This is a genomic window from Polynucleobacter sp. MWH-Adler-W8, assembly GCF_001889925.1.
Lineage (GTDB): Bacteria > Pseudomonadota > Gammaproteobacteria > Burkholderiales > Burkholderiaceae > Polynucleobacter.
This window is the reverse complement of record NZ_LZFI01000001.1, coordinates 82,183-98,989: the sequence shown is the minus strand read 5'-3', so window position 1 is coordinate 98,989 and position 16,807 is coordinate 82,183. Positions and strand designations below refer to the sequence as shown.

At 46.8% G+C, this 16,807-nt stretch carries 12 protein-coding genes and 1 tRNA gene; all 13 read right to left on the bottom strand.

From position 1 onward, the window contains the following. Positions 1-15: 15 nt before the first annotated feature. On the bottom strand, positions 16-1,206 hold the full coding sequence (gene tuf, locus AOC28_RS00490; RefSeq protein WP_071464430.1) for an elongation factor Tu: 1,191 nt from the start codon (positions 1,204-1,206) through the stop codon (positions 16-18). A 50-nt stretch (positions 1,207-1,256) separates the two neighbouring features. After that, entirely contained in the window at positions 1,257-3,359 is a 2,103-nt protein-coding gene (fusA, locus tag AOC28_RS00485; protein ID WP_072582064.1) for an elongation factor G, read from the bottom strand. A gap of 27 nt (positions 3,360-3,386) precedes the next feature. Further along, positions 3,387-3,857 carry a 30S ribosomal protein S7 gene (rpsG, locus tag AOC28_RS00480; RefSeq protein ID WP_011901897.1) on the bottom strand — a complete coding sequence of 157 codons (471 nt, stop codon included), beginning with the start codon at positions 3,855-3,857 and terminating at the stop codon, positions 3,387-3,389. 161 nt (positions 3,858-4,018) lie between these two features. Continuing rightward, positions 4,019-4,399: a 30S ribosomal protein S12 gene (rpsL, locus tag AOC28_RS00475; protein ID WP_072582063.1), complete on the bottom strand. Its 381-nt coding sequence runs from the start codon at positions 4,397-4,399 to the stop codon at positions 4,019-4,021. Between the two features lie 177 nt (positions 4,400-4,576). Then, on the bottom strand, positions 4,577-8,839 hold the full coding sequence (rpoC, locus tag AOC28_RS00470) for a DNA-directed RNA polymerase subunit beta' (protein ID WP_072582062.1): 4,263 nt from the start codon (positions 8,837-8,839) through the stop codon (positions 4,577-4,579). Between the two features lies 1 nt (position 8,840). Further along, the gene (rpoB, locus tag AOC28_RS00465) at positions 8,841-12,941 is read right to left on the bottom strand and encodes a DNA-directed RNA polymerase subunit beta (protein ID WP_072582061.1); all 4,101 of its coding nucleotides are present in this window, start codon (positions 12,939-12,941) and stop codon (positions 8,841-8,843) included. 226 nt (positions 12,942-13,167) lie between these two features. Beyond that, positions 13,168-13,542: a 50S ribosomal protein L7/L12 gene (gene rplL, locus AOC28_RS00460; protein ID WP_011901893.1), complete on the bottom strand. Its 375-nt coding sequence runs from the start codon at positions 13,540-13,542 to the stop codon at positions 13,168-13,170. 36 nt (positions 13,543-13,578) lie between these two features. Next, a complete protein-coding gene (rplJ, locus tag AOC28_RS00455) occupies positions 13,579-14,220 on the bottom strand; it encodes a 50S ribosomal protein L10 (protein WP_071464434.1) in 642 nt (213 codons plus the stop codon). A gap of 238 nt (positions 14,221-14,458) precedes the next feature. Next, complete coding sequence (gene rplA / locus AOC28_RS00450; RefSeq protein WP_071464433.1) at positions 14,459-15,160, bottom strand: 50S ribosomal protein L1; 702 nt, start codon at positions 15,158-15,160, stop codon at positions 14,459-14,461. 2 nt (positions 15,161-15,162) lie between these two features. Then, a complete protein-coding gene (gene rplK / locus AOC28_RS00445) occupies positions 15,163-15,594 on the bottom strand; it encodes a 50S ribosomal protein L11 (protein WP_068320088.1) in 432 nt (143 codons plus the stop codon). Between the two features lie 147 nt (positions 15,595-15,741). Next, positions 15,742-16,314: a transcription termination/antitermination protein NusG gene (gene nusG / locus AOC28_RS00440; RefSeq protein ID WP_072582060.1), complete on the bottom strand. Its 573-nt coding sequence runs from the start codon at positions 16,312-16,314 to the stop codon at positions 15,742-15,744. A 7-nt stretch (positions 16,315-16,321) separates the two neighbouring features. Further along, positions 16,322-16,699: a preprotein translocase subunit SecE gene (gene secE / locus AOC28_RS00435; protein ID WP_072582059.1), complete on the bottom strand. Its 378-nt coding sequence runs from the start codon at positions 16,697-16,699 to the stop codon at positions 16,322-16,324. 20 nt (positions 16,700-16,719) lie between these two features. Further along, positions 16,720-16,795, bottom strand: a tRNA-Trp gene (locus tag AOC28_RS00430). Positions 16,796-16,807 lie beyond the last annotated feature (12 nt).

Sequence of the window (16,807 nt, the reverse complement as noted above, 5' to 3'; positions counted from 1 at the left end):
ATTAAAACTTACTACTTAAGCCAAAATCTTTGCAACCACGCCGGCGCCAACAGTACGGCCACCTTCACGGATCGCAAAACGTAAACCTTCTTCCATCGCGATTGGCGCGATGAGTTTTACGGTAATCGTGACGTTATCGCCAGGCATGACCATTTCTTTGTCTTTTGGCAACTCGATTGAACCAGTTACGTCCGTTGTGCGGAAGTAAAACTGTGGACGATAGTTGTTAAAGAATGGTGTATGACGACCACCTTCGTCTTTACCCAAGATGTACACCTCGGCTGTAAAGTGAGTATGTGGGGTGATTGAACCTGGCTTAGCCAATACTTGGCCGCGCTCAACTTCTTCACGTTTTGTACCGCGTAACAAGATACCAACGTTATCGCCTGCTTGACCTTGGTCGAGCAATTTACGGAACATTTCAACACCAGTACAAGTGGTCTTGAGTGTTGGCTTGATACCGATGATTTCGATCTCTTCGCCTACTTTAACGATACCGCGCTCGATACGACCAGTCACAACAGTACCGCGACCGGAGATAGAGAACACGTCTTCTACTGGCATCAAGAAGGCACCATCAACAGCACGCTCTGGAGTTGGGATATAAGTATCTAATGCTTCAGCCAATTTCATGATGGCTTCTTTACCCAATGGGCCTTCGTCGCCTTCTAAAGCTAACTTAGCAGAACCTTGAATGATTGGTGTGTCATCGCCAGGGAAGTTGTACTTAGATAAAAGCTCACGAACTTCCATTTCAACGAGCTCTAACAATTCAGCGTCATCAACCATGTCGCACTTGTTCAAGAACACCACGATGTAAGGAACACCCACTTGGCGTGCCAAGAGGATGTGTTCACGAGTTTGTGGCATTGGGCCGTCAGCAGCAGAACAAACCAAAATAGCGCCGTCCATCTGAGCAGCACCAGTAATCATGTTCTTCACGTAGTCAGCATGTCCTGGGCAATCCACGTGTGCGTAGTGACGGTTTGCTGTCTCGTACTCAACGTGCGCTGTATTAATCGTAATACCGCGTGCTTTTTCTTCAGGAGCAGCATCGATCTGATCGTATGCTTTAGCTTCGCCACCGAATGCTTTAGAAAGCACGGTTGCAATTGCTGCTGTCAATGTAGTTTTACCGTGGTCAACGTGACCGATGGTGCCTACGTTTACGTGCGGTTTTGTCCGCTCGAATTTTTCTTTTGCCATTTTTGTCTGCCTTCTTTAGCTAGTCAATATTCAAAATTAATGTAGATAAATTACTTCGCTTTAGCAGCCATAACTGCTTCAGCAACGTTCTTCGGTGCTTCGGAATAATGCTTAAATTCCATGGTGTAGGTAGCGCGACCTTGGGTCAACGAGCGTAAGCCAGTTGAGTAACCAAACATCTCTGCCAACGGCACTTCAGCACGGACGATCTTGCCACCGCCTGGAATGTCATCCATACCCTGCAAAATACCGCGACGGGATGAAAGATCACCCATTACGTTACCCATGAAATCTTCTGGTGTTTCTACTTCAACAGCCATCATCGGCTCAAGCAATACTGGTGCTGCTTTACGCATACCGTCTTTGAATGCCATAGAACCCGCCATCTTAAATGCGTTTTCATTGGAGTCAACGTCATGGTATGAACCGAAGAACAATGTAGCTTTGATATCTACAACTGGATAGCCAGCCAAAATACCGGAATTCAATGTTTCGCGAATTCCTTTTTCTACTGCAGGGATGTATTCGCGTGGAACCACACCGCCCTTAATAGCGTCAATGAATTCAAAACCTTTACCTGGCTCTTGTGGCTCAAGCTTTAATACCACGTGACCGTATTGACCGCGACCACCAGACTGCTTAACAAACTTACCTTCGATTTCTTCGCAAACTTTACGAATAGTTTCGCGATAGGCAACTTGTGGCTTACCAACAGTGGCTTCAACACCAAATTCACGACGCATACGATCAACCAAAATTTCCAAATGGAGCTCGCCCATTCCAGAAATAATTGTCTGGCCAGACTCTTCATCCGTTTTAACGCGGAAAGAAGGATCTTCTTGTGCCAAGCGGTTCAAAGCAAGACCCATTTTTTCTTGGTCTGGTTTTGTCTTTGGCTCAACTGCTTGTGAGATTACTGGCTCTGGGAATACCATGCGCTCCAAAATAACAATGCTATCTGGGTCACATAATGTTTCGCCAGTAGTTGCGTCTTTTAGACCAACTGCAGCAGCGATATCGCCTGCATAAACTTCTTTAATTTCTTCACGTTGGTTTGCATGCATCTGCAACAAACGACCAACACGCTCTTTCTTACCCTTGATTGGGTTGTAGATTGTGTCGCCAGATTTCATTACACCTGAATAAACGCGGAAAAAGATAAGCTGGCCAACAAATGGGTCAGTCATGATCTTAAATGCCAATGCAGAGAATTTCTCAGCATCATCAGCTTTACGTGTTGTTGGAGTTCCGTCTTCCAATTCACAAGGAACTGGTGGAACGTCTAATGGGGATGGCAATAACTCAACCACCGCATCCAACATTGCCTGAACGCCTTTGTTTTTGAACGCAGTTCCGCACATCATTGGAATGATTTCATTAGCAATCGTACGTTGACGCAACGCTTTTTTGATTTCTTCTTCGGTTAACTCTTCGCCACCGAGATACTTCTCCATCAACTCTTCTGAACTTTCAGCAGCGGCTTCAACCATCTTTTCGCGCCACTCATCTGCAGATGCCTTTAATTCAGCAGGAATCTCTTCGTAGCTAAACTTAGTGCCTTGTGAAGCCTCATCCCAATAGATGGCCTTCATTTTTACCAAGTCCACAACGCCCTTGAAGTTTTCTTCAGCGCCAATAGGAATCTGGATCAAGATAGGATTTGCTTTAAGGCGTAACTTCATCTGGTCATAGACCTTAAAGAAGTTCGCACCGGTGCGGTCCATCTTGTTTACGAAAGCCAAACGTGGAACTTGATACTTGTTAGCTTGACGCCAAACAGTTTCAGATTGGGGCTGTACACCACCTACCGCACAGTAAACCATGCAAGCACCATCCAAAACGCGCATTGAACGCTCAACTTCAATAGTGAAATCTACGTGTCCTGGGGTATCAATAATATTGATGCGGTGCTCTGGGAAATTACCAGCCATACCCTTCCAGAACGTTGTAGTAGCAGCAGAAGTAATCGTGATACCACGCTCTTGCTCTTGTTCCATCCAGTCCATGGTTGCAGCGCCATCATGTACTTCACCAATCTTATGATTAACACCGGTGTAGAACAAAACGCGTTCTGTAGTTGTTGTCTTGCCTGCGTCAATGTGCGCAGAGATACCAATATTGCGGTATCTGTCGATGGGGGTTTTACGTGCCACTGTTGGTGCCTTTTCTTTACTATTTGATTAGAAGCGGAAATGTGAGAAAGCTTTGTTAGCTTCTGCCATACGGTGAACTTCTTCACGCTTCTTCATTGCTCCGCCGCGACCTTCTGCAGCTTCTAATAATTCGTTGGCCAAACGTTGAGCCATAGATTTCTCACCGCGCTTTTTAGCGGCTTCGCGCACCCAGCGCATTGCCAAAGCAGAACGGCGTGATGGGCGAACTTCAACAGGAACCTGGTAGTTAGCGCCACCAACACGACGGCTCTTCACCTCAACCATTGGCTTAACGTTGCCCATAGCTGTTGAGAAAATTTCGAGTGGTTCTTTGTTTGCTTTTTTCTCGATGTGATCAAAGGCACCGTAAACGATACGCTCTGCAACCGATTTCTTGCCGTCCAACATGAGGACGTTCATGAATTTAGCTACTTCTACATTACCGAATTTTGGATCCGGCAAAATTTCCCGTTTGGGAACTTCACGACGACGTGGCATAACTACTCCTTCAGTTCAGTTAGGGGCGACCCACATGGATCACCCGCTCCGGTTGCCCTACTATCTAAGAAGATTCTTAGACGGGACAACCACTTACTTGTCTTTTAAGTCTGACAAACGAAGACTTACTACAAATACTTCAGCAAAAATCTATTGAAAGATTAAGCAGATTTCTTAGCGCGCTTAGCACCGTACTTGGAACGTGATTGCTTACGGTCTTTAACACCTTGCAAGTCAAGTGAGCCACGAACGATGTGGTAACGAACACCTGGCAAATCCTTTACACGACCACCACGAATCAACACTACCGAGTGTTCCTGGAGGTTATGGCCTTCACCGCCAATGTATGAAATAACTTCAAAACCATTGGTTAAGCGAACTTTGGCTACTTTACGAAGCGCAGAGTTAGGCTTTTTAGGAGTAGTGGTGTACACACGTGTACAAACACCACGGCGCTGCGGACTGTTTTCCAGTGCAGGGCTCTTGCTTTTAACGATCAGCCTGGATCTTGGCTTACGTATTAATTGATTAATTGTTGGCATAAAATAGCTCGGTTAGTACTTCTTTGTTGCTTTCTTCAAGAAAATCAATGACTTAGAGAATTTCTAGGTCAAAAAGACCCTCTTCTGAATCAGTAGAACTCAGCATTCTAGCTTGGCCAGCCTTTTCCGTCAACCAAATGGGGAAAAAACTGGCCATTTCTGGCCAGAATTACCAAATTAGCTCGGATCAGCCTCCCCAGCAGGAGCAACGACTTCAGCCTCTATTTCTACAGGCATATTGGCTATTGCTTCCTCTTCGGCGGCAATCATTTGAGCGCGGTCACGCTCGAATTGCTCTCTGACCTTGCGTGCACGGCGGTAAGACAAGCCGGTACCAGCAGGAATCAGACGACCAATAATGACGTTTTCCTTGAGGCCACGGAGTGTATCGGTCTTGCCCATAATGGCGGCTTCGGTCAATACACGGGTGGTTTCTTGGAAAGAAGCCGCTGAAATGAAGCTGTCGGTCGACAAGGATGCTTTAGTAATACCCAACAGCACGTTTTCGAACTGAGCTGGGCGCTTACCTGCGGCAATCACTAAATCGTTAGCGTCATACAGTTTTGAACGCTCAACTTGCTCACCAGTGATGTAAGCGGTATCGCCGCCATCAGTGATCTGCACACGACGCAACATTTGACGCACGATCACTTCAATGTGCTTGTCGTTAATCTTCACGCCTTGCAAACGGTAAACGTCTTGAACTTCATCAACGATGTAGATCGCCAACTCTTCAATACCTCTGAGAGTCAAGATGTCATGTGGATCAGCTGGGCCTTCCACAATCATCTCGCCCTTGTTCACAACTTGACCGTCATGAACGAGAACTTGCTTCTCTTTAGGAATCAAGAATTCATTGGCTTCGCCGTCCATATCGGTAATCACCAAACGTTGTTTACCTTTGGTTTCTTTACCGAAGGAAACTGTTCCAGTAACTTTTGCCAAGACAGCTGCATCTTTAGGTGAACGTGCTTCGAACAATTCAGCGACGCGTGGCAAACCGCCGGTAATGTCGCGAGTCTTCTGTGATTCGATTGGAATACGCGCCAATACTTCACCAACTTCGACTTTTTGACCATCTTTAACAGTAATCAACGCGCCCACTTGGAGGCCAATGTTTACTGGGTGATCAGTACCGGCGATCATGACTTCGTTACCCTTGTCATCAACCAAGTTGATCACTGGGCGAACGCCTTTGCTTGCTGCAGAACGACGCTTACCGTCAATTACCACCAAGGTGGAAAGACCGGTAACTTCGTCTACCTGCTTAGCAACGGTTACACCTTCTTCAACGTTGTCGAAGCGGGCGATACCAGCGTACTCAGAAATAATCGGACGTGTTAATGGGTCCCAAGTCGCCAAGCTTGCGCCAGCCTTAACAGCTGCATCTTCTTTCAACAAGAGAGTTGCACCATAAGGCACTTTATGACGCTCGCGCTCACGACCATTCTCATCAACGATCAAGGCTTCGCCAGAACGTGAAATCACGATCTGCTCACCCTTCGCATTCTTGACAACACGCATCGTGGCAGAGAATTTCAAAGCACCATTAGACTTAGCTTCGATGTTGCTTGCAACCAATGCACGTGACGCTGCGCCACCAATATGGAAAGTACGCATAGTCAACTGTGTGCCTGGCTCGCCGATGGACTGAGCAGCGATCACGCCAACTGCTTCACCAACGTTTACCAAACCACCGCGACCTAGATCGCGTCCGTAGCACTTCGCGCACAAACCAAAGCGAGTTAAGCAAGACAATACTGTGCGAACTTTAACTTCGTCGATACCCAATGCAACGATTTGATCAACGTGATCTTCATCGAGCAAGGTGTCGTTCGGAACAATGACTTCTTGTGTGTCAGGATGAACGATGTCACCGATACATACACGACCCAAAATACGGTCACGCAATGCTTCGATAATTTCGCCGCCTTCAACCAGCGCCTTCATAGTTACACCATTAGTTGCGCCGCAATCATCTTCGATCACCACGAGATCTTGAGTGACGTCGCATAAACGACGTGTCAAGTAACCCGAGTTCGCTGTCTTCAACGCTGTATCTGCCAGACCTTTACGAGCGCCGTGGGTTGAGATGAAGTACTGCAATACGTTCAAACCTTCACGGAAGTTCGCAGTAATTGGGGTTTCAATGATGGAGCCATCCGGCTTAGCCATCAAACCACGCATACCAGCCAACTGACGAATCTGCGCTGCAGATCCACGCGCACCAGAATCCGCCATCATGTAGATGGAGTTAAAGGATTCTTGACGCACAGTCTTACCGTTACGATCGAGTACGTCAACGTGTGACAACTCATCCATCATTGCTTTACCAACTTGGTCGCCTGCAGCACCCCAAATATCAACCACGTTGTTATAACGCTCTTGATTGGTTACGAGACCTGACATGAACTGCTTGTCATACTCCTTAACCTTGGCAGATGCCTCAGTGATGATGCGCTCTTTAGAAGTTGGGATCAGCATATCGTCGATCGCAACTGAGATACCAGCGTTGGTTGCCAAACGGAAACCAGACTGCAAGAGGCGGTCGGCAAAAATCACAGTTTCACGTAAACCGCACTTACGGAATGAAGTGTTGATCAAGCGTGAGATTTCTTTTTTCTTCAAAGGCTTGTTAATTTCCTCGAAAGACATGCCTTTAGGCAAAATCTCAGACAAGATTGCACGGCCAACTGATGTTTGATAGATCTTGGTCTTTTCAGCAAAACGGGCATCGCCCTCTGCCTTCTTGTCCACAATCTCAAACTCAGTAATACGAACAGCAACACGAGAAGCCAATTCAACTTGACCTGCTTCGTATGCACGTACTACTTCAGTAATGTTAGCGAAAACCATGCCTTCGCCCTTACCGTTGATCTTGTCACGTGTAGCGTAGTACAGACCCAACACCACGTCCTGTGACGGAACGATTGATGGCTCGCCGTTAGCTGGGAACAATACGTTGTTCGAAGCCAACATCAATGTACGTGCTTCCATTTGCGCTTCGAGCGACAAAGGAACGTGAACCGCCATTTGGTCACCATCGAAGTCCGCGTTAAATGCCGCGCAGACCAATGGGTGCAATTGGATTGCTTTACCTTCAATCAGCATTGGCTCGAAAGCCTGAATACCAAGACGATGCAATGTAGGCGCACGGTTCAACATGATTGGATGTTCACGAATGACTTCTTCGAGAATGTCCCAAACGATTGGAGTCTGGCTTTCAACTTCTTTCTTTGCAGCCTTAATCGTGGTTGCAATACCCAAAGTCTCAAGCTTGTTGAAAATGAATGGCTTGAATAATTCCAAGGCCATTAATTTTGGTAAGCCGCACTGATGCAACTTCAATGTAGGGCCAACCACGATGACTGAACGACCAGAGTAGTCAACACGTTTACCCAACAAGTTTTGACGGAAACGACCGCTCTTACCTTTAATCATCTCGGCCAAGGACTTGAGAGGACGCTTGTTAGCGCCAGTCATAGCCTTACCGCGACGACCGTTGTCGAGCAATGAGTCAACCGCTTCTTGCAACATCCGTTTTTCGTTACGAACGATGATCTCTGGTGCGCGCAACTCTAACAAACGCTTTAAACGGTTGTTACGGTTGATCACACGACGGTAGAGGTCGTTCAAATCTGAAGTAGCAAAGCGACCGCCATCCAATGGCACCAATGGGCGCAATTCAGGTGGCAATACTGGCAATACTTCCATGATCATCCAGTCAGGCTTGATGCCTGAAGTCTGGAACGCCTCGAGCACTTTTAAGCGCTTAGCGTATTTCTTGATCTTGGCATCGCTACCAGTGGCTTTTAAGTCAGCACGAATAGTCTCTACTTCACGATCGATATCAATCGAACGCAAGAGATCACGAATACCTTCCGCGCCCATGATGGCGGTAAATGCACCGTCACCATACTCTTCGGTCTTAGCAATGTATTCATCTTCAGACATGATCTGACCGCGCTTCATCGCGCCTTCAGGAGTCATACCAGGATCAACTACTACATATGCTTCAAAGTAAAGAACACGCTCGATATCACGCAATGTCATATCGAGAACCATACCCAAACGGGATGGCAATGACTTCAAGAACCAAATGTGCGCTACAGGGGCTGCCAACTCAATGTGGCCCATGCGCTCACGACGCACCTTAGCGAGAGTAACTTCAACGCCGCACTTCTCGCAGATTACGCCACGGAACTTTAAACGCTTGTACTTACCGCATAAGCACTCGTAGTCTTTGGTTGGTCCAAAAATCTTGGCGCAGAACAAACCATCACGCTCGGGCTTAAAAGTCCTGTAATTGATGGTTTCTGGTTTGCGTACTTCACCAAAAGACCATGAGCGAATTTTCTCAGGAGATGCGAGACCAATTTTGATGACATCAAACTGCTCTTCGCCCTGCGTTTGCTTAAATAAATCGAGCAATGCTTTCATATCAGTTGCGCTCCATGTCAATGTCAATACCCAACGAACGGATTTCTTTTACCAGCACGTTGAAGGATTCGGGCATGCCAGCATCAATCGTGTGCTCGCCCTTGACGATGTTTTCATAAACCTTGGTACGGCCTGCGACGTCATCGGACTTCACTGTCAGCATTTCCTGCAAGACATATGAAGCACCGTATGCTTCGAGGGCCCAGACTTCCATCTCACCAAAGCGCTGACCACCGAACTGAGCTTTACCGCCCAATGGCTGTTGCGTTACTAAAGAGTAAGGTCCGGTTGAACGTGCATGCATCTTGTCATCGACCAAATGGTGGAGTTTCAAGACGTGCATTACGCCAACAGTGACTGGACGCTCAAATTGGTCGCCAGTTCGGCCGTCGCACAAAATCATTTGCTGACGTGAAGGGGTCATCTTCAAAGATTTAGCAACATCTTCTGGATACGCCAACTCGAGCATGCGTCCGATTTCAGCTTCAGTAGCACCATCAAACACTGGAGTAGCAAATGGCAAGCCTTGGCGGAGATTCTCAGCCAAAACATTGATCTGCTCATCAGTGAAGTTGTCGATGTCTTCAACACGACCTGTTTCGTTATAAAGCTGCTTGAAGAACTTACGTAATTCAGTTTGCTTAGCGTGCTCACGAACCATCTCGTCAATACGCTTACCAATACCTTGGGCAGCCCAACCTAAATGGGTTTCCAAGATCTGGCCAACGTTCATACGGGAAGGAACACCCAATGGGTTCAAGACGATGTCAACAGGGCGTCCGTCAGCCATAAATGGCATATCTTCAGCTGGGGCGATTTTAGAAACCACACCTTTGTTACCGTGACGACCGGCCATCTTGTCACCAGGCTGTAAACGACGCTTAACGGCCAAGTACACCTTAACCATCTTTGTTACGCCAGGCTGTAAATCATCGCCCTGGGTAAGCTTGGTGCGCTTCTCTTCAAAAGCCTCATCAAATTGCTTACGCTTCGCTTCGATAGAAGATTTAATTGCTTCAACTTGTGAGGCAACCTCATCATCTGCTGGACGAACGTCAAACCAATGGTATTTATCTAAGCTGGCAAGGTATTCCTTTTCAATCTTAGTGCCTTTAGCTAATTTCTGAGGACCACCATTGGCAACTTTACCAATCAACAGTTTTTCTAAACGCATGAAGGCATCGCCCTCAACAATACGCAACTGGTCGTTCAAGTCCAAACGATAGCGTTGTAATTCTTCTTGGATAATTGACTGTGCACGTGCATCACGCTCAATACCTTCACGGGTGAAGACCTGAACATCAATAACAGTACCGATCATTCCTGATGGAACGCGCAAAGAAGTATCTTTAACGTCAGATGCTTTTTCACCGAAGATCGCACGTAGTAACTTCTCTTCAGGAGTGAGAGTAGTCTCGCCCTTTGGAGTTACTTTACCAACCAATACGTCGCCAGCTTCAACTTCAGCACCGATGTAAACAATACCGCTTTCATCCAAACGGGAGAGTTGTGACTCTGCCAAATTGGAGATATCGCGAGTAATTTCTTCTGAACCCAGCTTGGTATCACGCGCAACCACTGACAACTCTTCAATATGAATAGAGGTGTAGCGGTCGTCAGCAACAACTTTTTCAGAGATCAAGATTGAATCTTCGAAGTTGTAGCCGTTCCATGGCATAAATGCCACAGTCATGTTTTGACCCAAAGCCAATTCACCCAAATCGGTAGATGCGCCGTCAGCAACAACGTCACCACGCGCTACGCGATCACCAGCCTGAACGATAGGACGTTGGTTAATGTTGGTGTTTTGGTTTGAACGGGTGTACTTGATGAGGTTATAAATATCCACACCAACTTCACCAGCAGCTGTCTCATCATCGTTTACACGAATCACAACACGGTTAGCGTCAACATAATCAACGATACCGCCCCGGGACGCCAAAATAACAGTGCCAGAGTCAACCGCAACAATACGCTCTAAACCTGTACCAACCAATGGCTTATCCGGACGCAAGCAAGGAACTGCTTGACGCTGCATATTTGCACCCATCAAAGCACGGTTTGCATCATCGTGCTCTAAGAATGGAACGAGTGAAGCGGCAGCAGAAACGATCTGGCTAGGAGCAACGTCGATGAAATCGATGCGCTCTGGGCTAACCATCATGGTTTCACCAGCTTGACGAGCAGAAACTAATTCGTCGGCCAACTTACCGCTCTTGTCGATTGTTGCGTTTGCCTGAGCAATCACATACTTTGCTTCCTCAATCGCAGAGAGGTAAACCACTTCATCGCTTACCTTGCTATTGGAAACTTTACGGTATGGGGTTTCTAAGAAACCATGCTCATTCAAACGCGCAAATAACGCGAGTGAGTTGATCAAACCAATGTTTGGTCCTTCGGGAGTTTCAATTGGGCAAACACGTCCATAGTGAGTTGGATGCACGTCGCGCACTTCAAAGCCTGCGCGCTCGCGGGTCAAACCACCAGGTCCCAACGCAGAAATACGACGCTTGTGCGTGATCTCTGAAAGCGGGTTGGTTTGGTCCATAAACTGGGACAACTGTGAAGAACCGAAGAACTCACGAATCGCAGAAGAGATTGGCTTACTGTTAATCAAGTCATGCGGCATGAGGTTTTCTGTTTCGGCTTGGCCGAGACGTTCTTTAACCGCACGCTCAACACGTGACAAACCAGCACGGAATTGGTTTTCAGCCAATTCGCCAACGCAACGTACACGACGATTACCTAAGTGATCGATATCGTCTACTTCGCCTTTGCCGTTACGCAAATCTACGAGGGACTTAATGGTGTCGAGAATATCTTCGTTTGACAGAACCATTGGGCCTTCCATTTCTGGACGGTTCAAACGGCTGTTGACCTTCATACGGCCAACGCGTGACAAATCGTAAGTATCTTCGTTGTAGAACAAGCGCTGGAACAAGGCTTCTACAGCATCTTCTGTTGGAGGCTCACCAGGACGCATCATGCGGTAGATGGCGATACGAGCAGCCATTTGATCCGCTGTTTCATCAGTACGCAATGTCTGAGAAATGTATGCACCAGAATCCAAATCATTGGTGTAGATAGTTTCTAATTGCTTGATGCCTGCATCGCGCAATGTAGCCAATACCTCTTCAGTGATTTCATCATTAGCGTAGGCCAAGATTTCACCAGAATCTGGATCAACAATATTGCGCGCAACAACACGACCAATTAAATAGTCATCTGGTACAGCGATTGTTTTTGTCTTAGCAGCTTCAAGTTCGCGGATATGCTTTGCATTGATACGCTTGTCTTTTTGAATGACAACAACGCCATTCTTGTCGAGCACATCAAAGCTAGCCAACTGACCACGCAAACGCTCTGGCACAAATTCCATTGAACCGCCGTTAGCAGTTAATGAGAAATGGTCAAAGTTAAAGAAGTTAGCAAGAATCTGTTCGTTGTTTAAACCAATTGCTTTGAGCAAAATGGTGACAGGCATCTTACGACGACGGTCAACGCGGAAATAGAGAATGTCTTTCGGATCAAACTCGAAATCGAGCCATGAACCACGGTAAGGAATGATGCGTGCTGAGAACAGCAACTTACCTGAGCTATGTGTTTTACCCTTATCGTGCTCGAAGAACACGCCTGGGGAACGGTGCAACTGAGAAACGATCACGCGCTCAGTACCATTGATCACAAAAGAGCCATTTTCTGTCATGAGTGGAATTTCACCCATGTAGACTTCGCTCTCTTTTACCTCTTTAACCTTAGTAGGCGCTTCGCGATCATAAATAATCAAGCGAACTTTTGCGCGCAAGGCAGAGTGGTATGTGTAACCACGCTGTTGACATTCTTTAACGTCAAATGGTGGCTGTGATAACTGGTAAGACACGTATTCCATACGTGCATAGCCGTTGTTAGACACAATTGGGAATGCTGATGTAAAGGCAGCTTGAAGTCCCTCAGTAAGACGAGACATTGCTGGCTTTTCAGCCTGTAAAAATTTAGCGTAGGATTCCAGCTGCGTTGCGATCAGGTACGGAACCTGGTGGTTATTTACTCGCTTAGCAAAGCTTTTACGGACTCGCTTGCGTTCGGTGAAGCTATAGTTCATTTCATCTCCGAATTCAGCGACTGTACAAAGATTTGGCGATTGGCCACTACCAATCACTGGCGGACAACACTAAACCGATAGATTTAGTGTCCGACCAAACTTGCATTCTGCAGTCGTATCAGAAGGCAAACCCGATTTCAATCAGAAATGAAATCGGGTTTGACCTCTAGAGGTCAAACCCAACATGGCTAACGCCCCTTTTTGAGAGGCGCCAGCATTGTATGTATTACTTGAGTTCTGCTTTAGCGCCAGCTTCTTCAAGCTTCTTCTTAGCTTCTTCAGCCGTCTTCTTATCAACAGCTTCTTTGATTGGCTTCGGTGCACCGTCAACCAAGTCCTTAGCTTCTTTCAAGCCAAGACCAGTAATTTCGCGAACTGCCTTAATTACTGAAACCTTGTTTGCGCCAGCTTCGAGCAAGTTAACAGTGAATTCTGTTTGCTCTTCAGCAGCAGCGCCGCCAGCTGCACCAGCAGGACCAGCAACAGCCATCGCTGCAGCGGAAACGCCAAACTTCTCTTCGAACGCCTTAACCAAGTCGTTCAAATCCATAACGGACATGCTACCTACTGCATCAATGATTTCTTCTTTAGTAATCGCCATTTTTAGCTCCTAATACTTAAATAGTTAATCTGTCGCTTATTCAGCGGCAGGGGTTTCAGGTGTTTCTGTTCCAGCTTCTGGGGCTGCGGCTGCAGGCTCAGCACTTGCTTCTGGAGCGGCGGCTTCAGCAACTACTTCTGCTGGGGCTGCTGCTACTTCTGCTACCGGTGCTGCAACAGGAGCAGGTGCTCCTTCTGCCTTTTGTGCTGCTACTGCGCCCAATACGCGAGCCATCGCAGAAACTGGGGCCAACATCACACCCAACAACTGAGATAACAACTCGTCGCGGCTTGGAATAGACGCGAGGGATTTAACACCAGCTACGTCCAACAACTTGCCGTTATATAAGCCAGCAGTAATGACCAGCTTGTCTTGAGTCTTAGCAAAGTTCTGCAATACTTTTGCCGAAGCAATCGGATCAGCAGAAATGCCGTAGATCAATGGGCCAACCATCGAATCGGCAAGAGGCTCAAACTGTGTGCCTTGTGCAGCACGGCGTGCCAATGTGTTCTTCAAAACGCGAAGATATACACCTTGGTCACGTGCGCTAGCACGTAGCTTTGTCAACTGCTCTACTGGAATACCACGGTATTCAGCGAGCACGACAGTTTGGGCTCCAGCCAATTGAGCGCCGACATCAGCAACAATCGCTTTTTTGTCTTGTACATTCAAAGGCACGGTTTAACTCCTAAAAAACCAACTGTTTCCAGTTGGGGTTACACACCAGCGTCTGATCATTTGTTCACAAGGTTCTTGTGAAAATCTTTTCAGGGTCGCCATCTGCGCTGGCTATTACTTTCGTAACGATTAAGAATTCATCCCTATAAAAGCAAACTCATTCACCAACGGTCTTTGATGTTCGACTCTCACTCAAAGAGTGGGAGTCGACCCAAAGTTCTTTTTTGCTACAGGCTAATTAAGCTGCTGCCTGTAACGATGCTTGGTCTACGCGTACGCCTGCACCCATGGTGCTGCTTACGGCAACCTTCTTTAAATAAATACCCTTAGATGCAGGTGGCTTCGCTTTATTCAAAGCCTCGAGCAATGCGAGCAAGTTGGATTTCAATGCAGTTGGCTCGAATGAACGACGGCCAATGCTTGCGTGCACGATACCGGCTTTGTCCACGCGGAACTGAACTTGACCCGCTTTTGCATTTTTAACTGCAGTAGCAACGTCAGGAGTCACTGTTCCAACTTTTGGATTCGGCATCAAACCACGTGGGCCCAATACTTGACCTAAAGTACCAACAATTTTCATTGTGTCTGGGGATGCGATCAAAATATCGAAATCAATTTTGCCGCCTTTAATTTGTTCAGCAAGCTCTTCCATGCCAACAATTTCTGCACCAGCGGCTTTAGCTTGTTCAGCCTTCTCGCCTTGAGCAAAAACAGCTACACGAACATGCTTACCTGTACCAGCCGGGAGCACTACTGCGCCACGCACAACTTGGTCAGATTTCTTAGCATCAATACCCAACTGAACAGCAACGTCAATAGACTCATCAAACTTAGCAGTTGCACACTCTTTAACAAGGTTCAATGCGTCATCTAATGAATAGAACTTGTTGCGATCAACTTTAGATTGAATTGCTTTTACGCGTTTAGATAATTTAGTCATGATTAGAGACCTTCCACAGTGATGCCCATGGAACGGGCGCTACCAGCGATTGTTCTAACAGCTGCGTCCATATCGGCCGCTGTCAAATCTGGCATTTTTGCTTTAGCGATTTCTTCCGCTTGAGCACGAGTAATTGAACCCACTTTATCGGTATGAGGACGTGGTGATCCTTTTTCAATCTTCGCAGCCTTCTTAATCATGATGGTTGCTGGAGGAGTCTTCATGATGAATGTGAAGCTCTTATCAGCAAACGCTGTAATCACGACTGGAATTGGAAGGCCTGGTTCCATGCTCTGAGTTTGAGCATTGAACGCCTTACAGAATTCCATAATGTTAAGGCCGCGTTGACCCAATGCTGGACCTACGGGTGGTGATGGATTTGCTTTACCTGCAGGGATCTGCAGCTTAATAAAGCCAATAATCTTCTTTGCCATGTGTGCTCCTTAAAGCGCGCCTAACCTCATTAGGAAAGACCGCTGTTGAGTAAACGCTTCGCTAGTTTTTGGCTTTCTAGCTCCGCTCCTCGGTTATTGCTAACCACTTAACTACTAACTACTAAAACCAGGACTAAGTCCTTGTTTTTACATCTTTTCTACCTGGCCGAACTCCAGCTCAACTGGGGTACCGCGGCCAAAAATTGTAACAGAAACGCGCAATCTTGACTTCTCATAATTGACTTCTTCGATATTTCCGTTGAAATCAACAAATGGGCCTTCTTTAACTCGCACGATCTCGCCAACCTCAAATAGGGTCTTAGGCTTAGGTTTATCCACCCCAGCCTGCATTTGATCCATGATTTTGGCTACTTCAGCCGTAGAAATTGGGCTTGGACGATTACGAACGCCGCCTACGAAACCGGTTACTTTTGGTGTGTTCTTCACCAAATGCCAGCTCTCATCGGTCATTTCCATCTCAATCAGGACATATCCTGGGAAGAAACGACGCTCGGAAACTGACTTGGTGCCGGACTTGATCTCTACAACCTCTTCGGAAGGGACCAAAATACGGCCAAATTTCTCAGGCATTCCAGAGCGAGCAATACGCTCTTCAAGGCCTCTTTTCACGCTCTTTTCCATTCCGGAATAAGCATGAATGACGTACCAGCGCATATTGCCGATAGCTTGTGGATTAGTAGCTACTTCAGAATCAATCATTTTTTACTCACTTCCAGCCCAAAAAGACTGAAAAAACTAGCCATTCAATCAATTTGTCTGCAGTCCACAAAAACAAGGACATGATCAGAACAAAGCCAAATACGACTAGAGTCATTTGGGTAGTCTCTTTACGAGTTGGCCAAACAACCTTTTTTACTTCATACCAAGAATCTTTTGCGTAGGCGATGAAACGACGCCCATCAGGAGAAATTGCCACAATCAAAACTGCAGCTGCAATGCCGCCAAATAAAACAGCAAGACGAATCAACATAGATTGATCAGCGAGCGTGTAGTACAGAACTAACGCTGCAACGACGATTAAAGCAGCGAGTACAGTGACCCAGCTGCTTTTTTCTTCAGTATGACTTGCTGTTTGATGAGACATTTTGCTTTCAGTTCAAATCGTGGCAGGGGCGGAGGGCATCGAACCCCCAACCTTTGGTTTTGGAGACCAACGCTCTGCCAATTGAGCTACACCCCTTTATAAAAACTA

Excerpts from the sequence above, each read along its gene's own strand:
- tuf (WP_071464430.1), bottom strand. The coding sequence starts at position 1,206 with ATGGCAAAAGAAAAATTCGAGCGGACAAAACCGCACGTAAACGTAGGC.
- rpsG (WP_011901897.1), bottom strand. The coding sequence starts at position 3,857 with ATGCCACGTCGTCGTGAAGTTCCCAAACGGGAAATTTTGCCGGATCCA.
- rpsL (WP_072582063.1), bottom strand. The coding sequence starts at position 4,399 with ATGCCAACAATTAATCAATTAATACGTAAGCCAAGATCCAGGCTGATC.
- rpoC (WP_072582062.1), bottom strand. The coding sequence starts at position 8,839 with ATGAAAGCATTGCTCGATTTATTTAAGCAAACGCAGGGCGAAGAGCAG.
- rpoB (WP_072582061.1), bottom strand. The coding sequence starts at position 12,941 with ATGAACTATAGCTTCACCGAACGCAAGCGAGTCCGTAAAAGCTTTGCT.
- rplL (WP_011901893.1), bottom strand. The coding sequence starts at position 13,542 with ATGGCGATTACTAAAGAAGAAATCATTGATGCAGTAGGTAGCATGTCC.
- rplA (WP_071464433.1), bottom strand. The coding sequence starts at position 15,160 with ATGACTAAATTATCTAAACGCGTAAAAGCAATTCAATCTAAAGTTGAT.
- rplK (WP_068320088.1), bottom strand. The coding sequence starts at position 15,594 with ATGGCAAAGAAGATTATTGGCTTTATTAAGCTGCAGATCCCTGCAGGT.
- nusG (WP_072582060.1), bottom strand. The coding sequence starts at position 16,314 with ATGATTGATTCTGAAGTAGCTACTAATCCACAAGCTATCGGCAATATG.
- secE (WP_072582059.1), bottom strand. The coding sequence starts at position 16,699 with ATGTCTCATCAAACAGCAAGTCATACTGAAGAAAAAAGCAGCTGGGTC.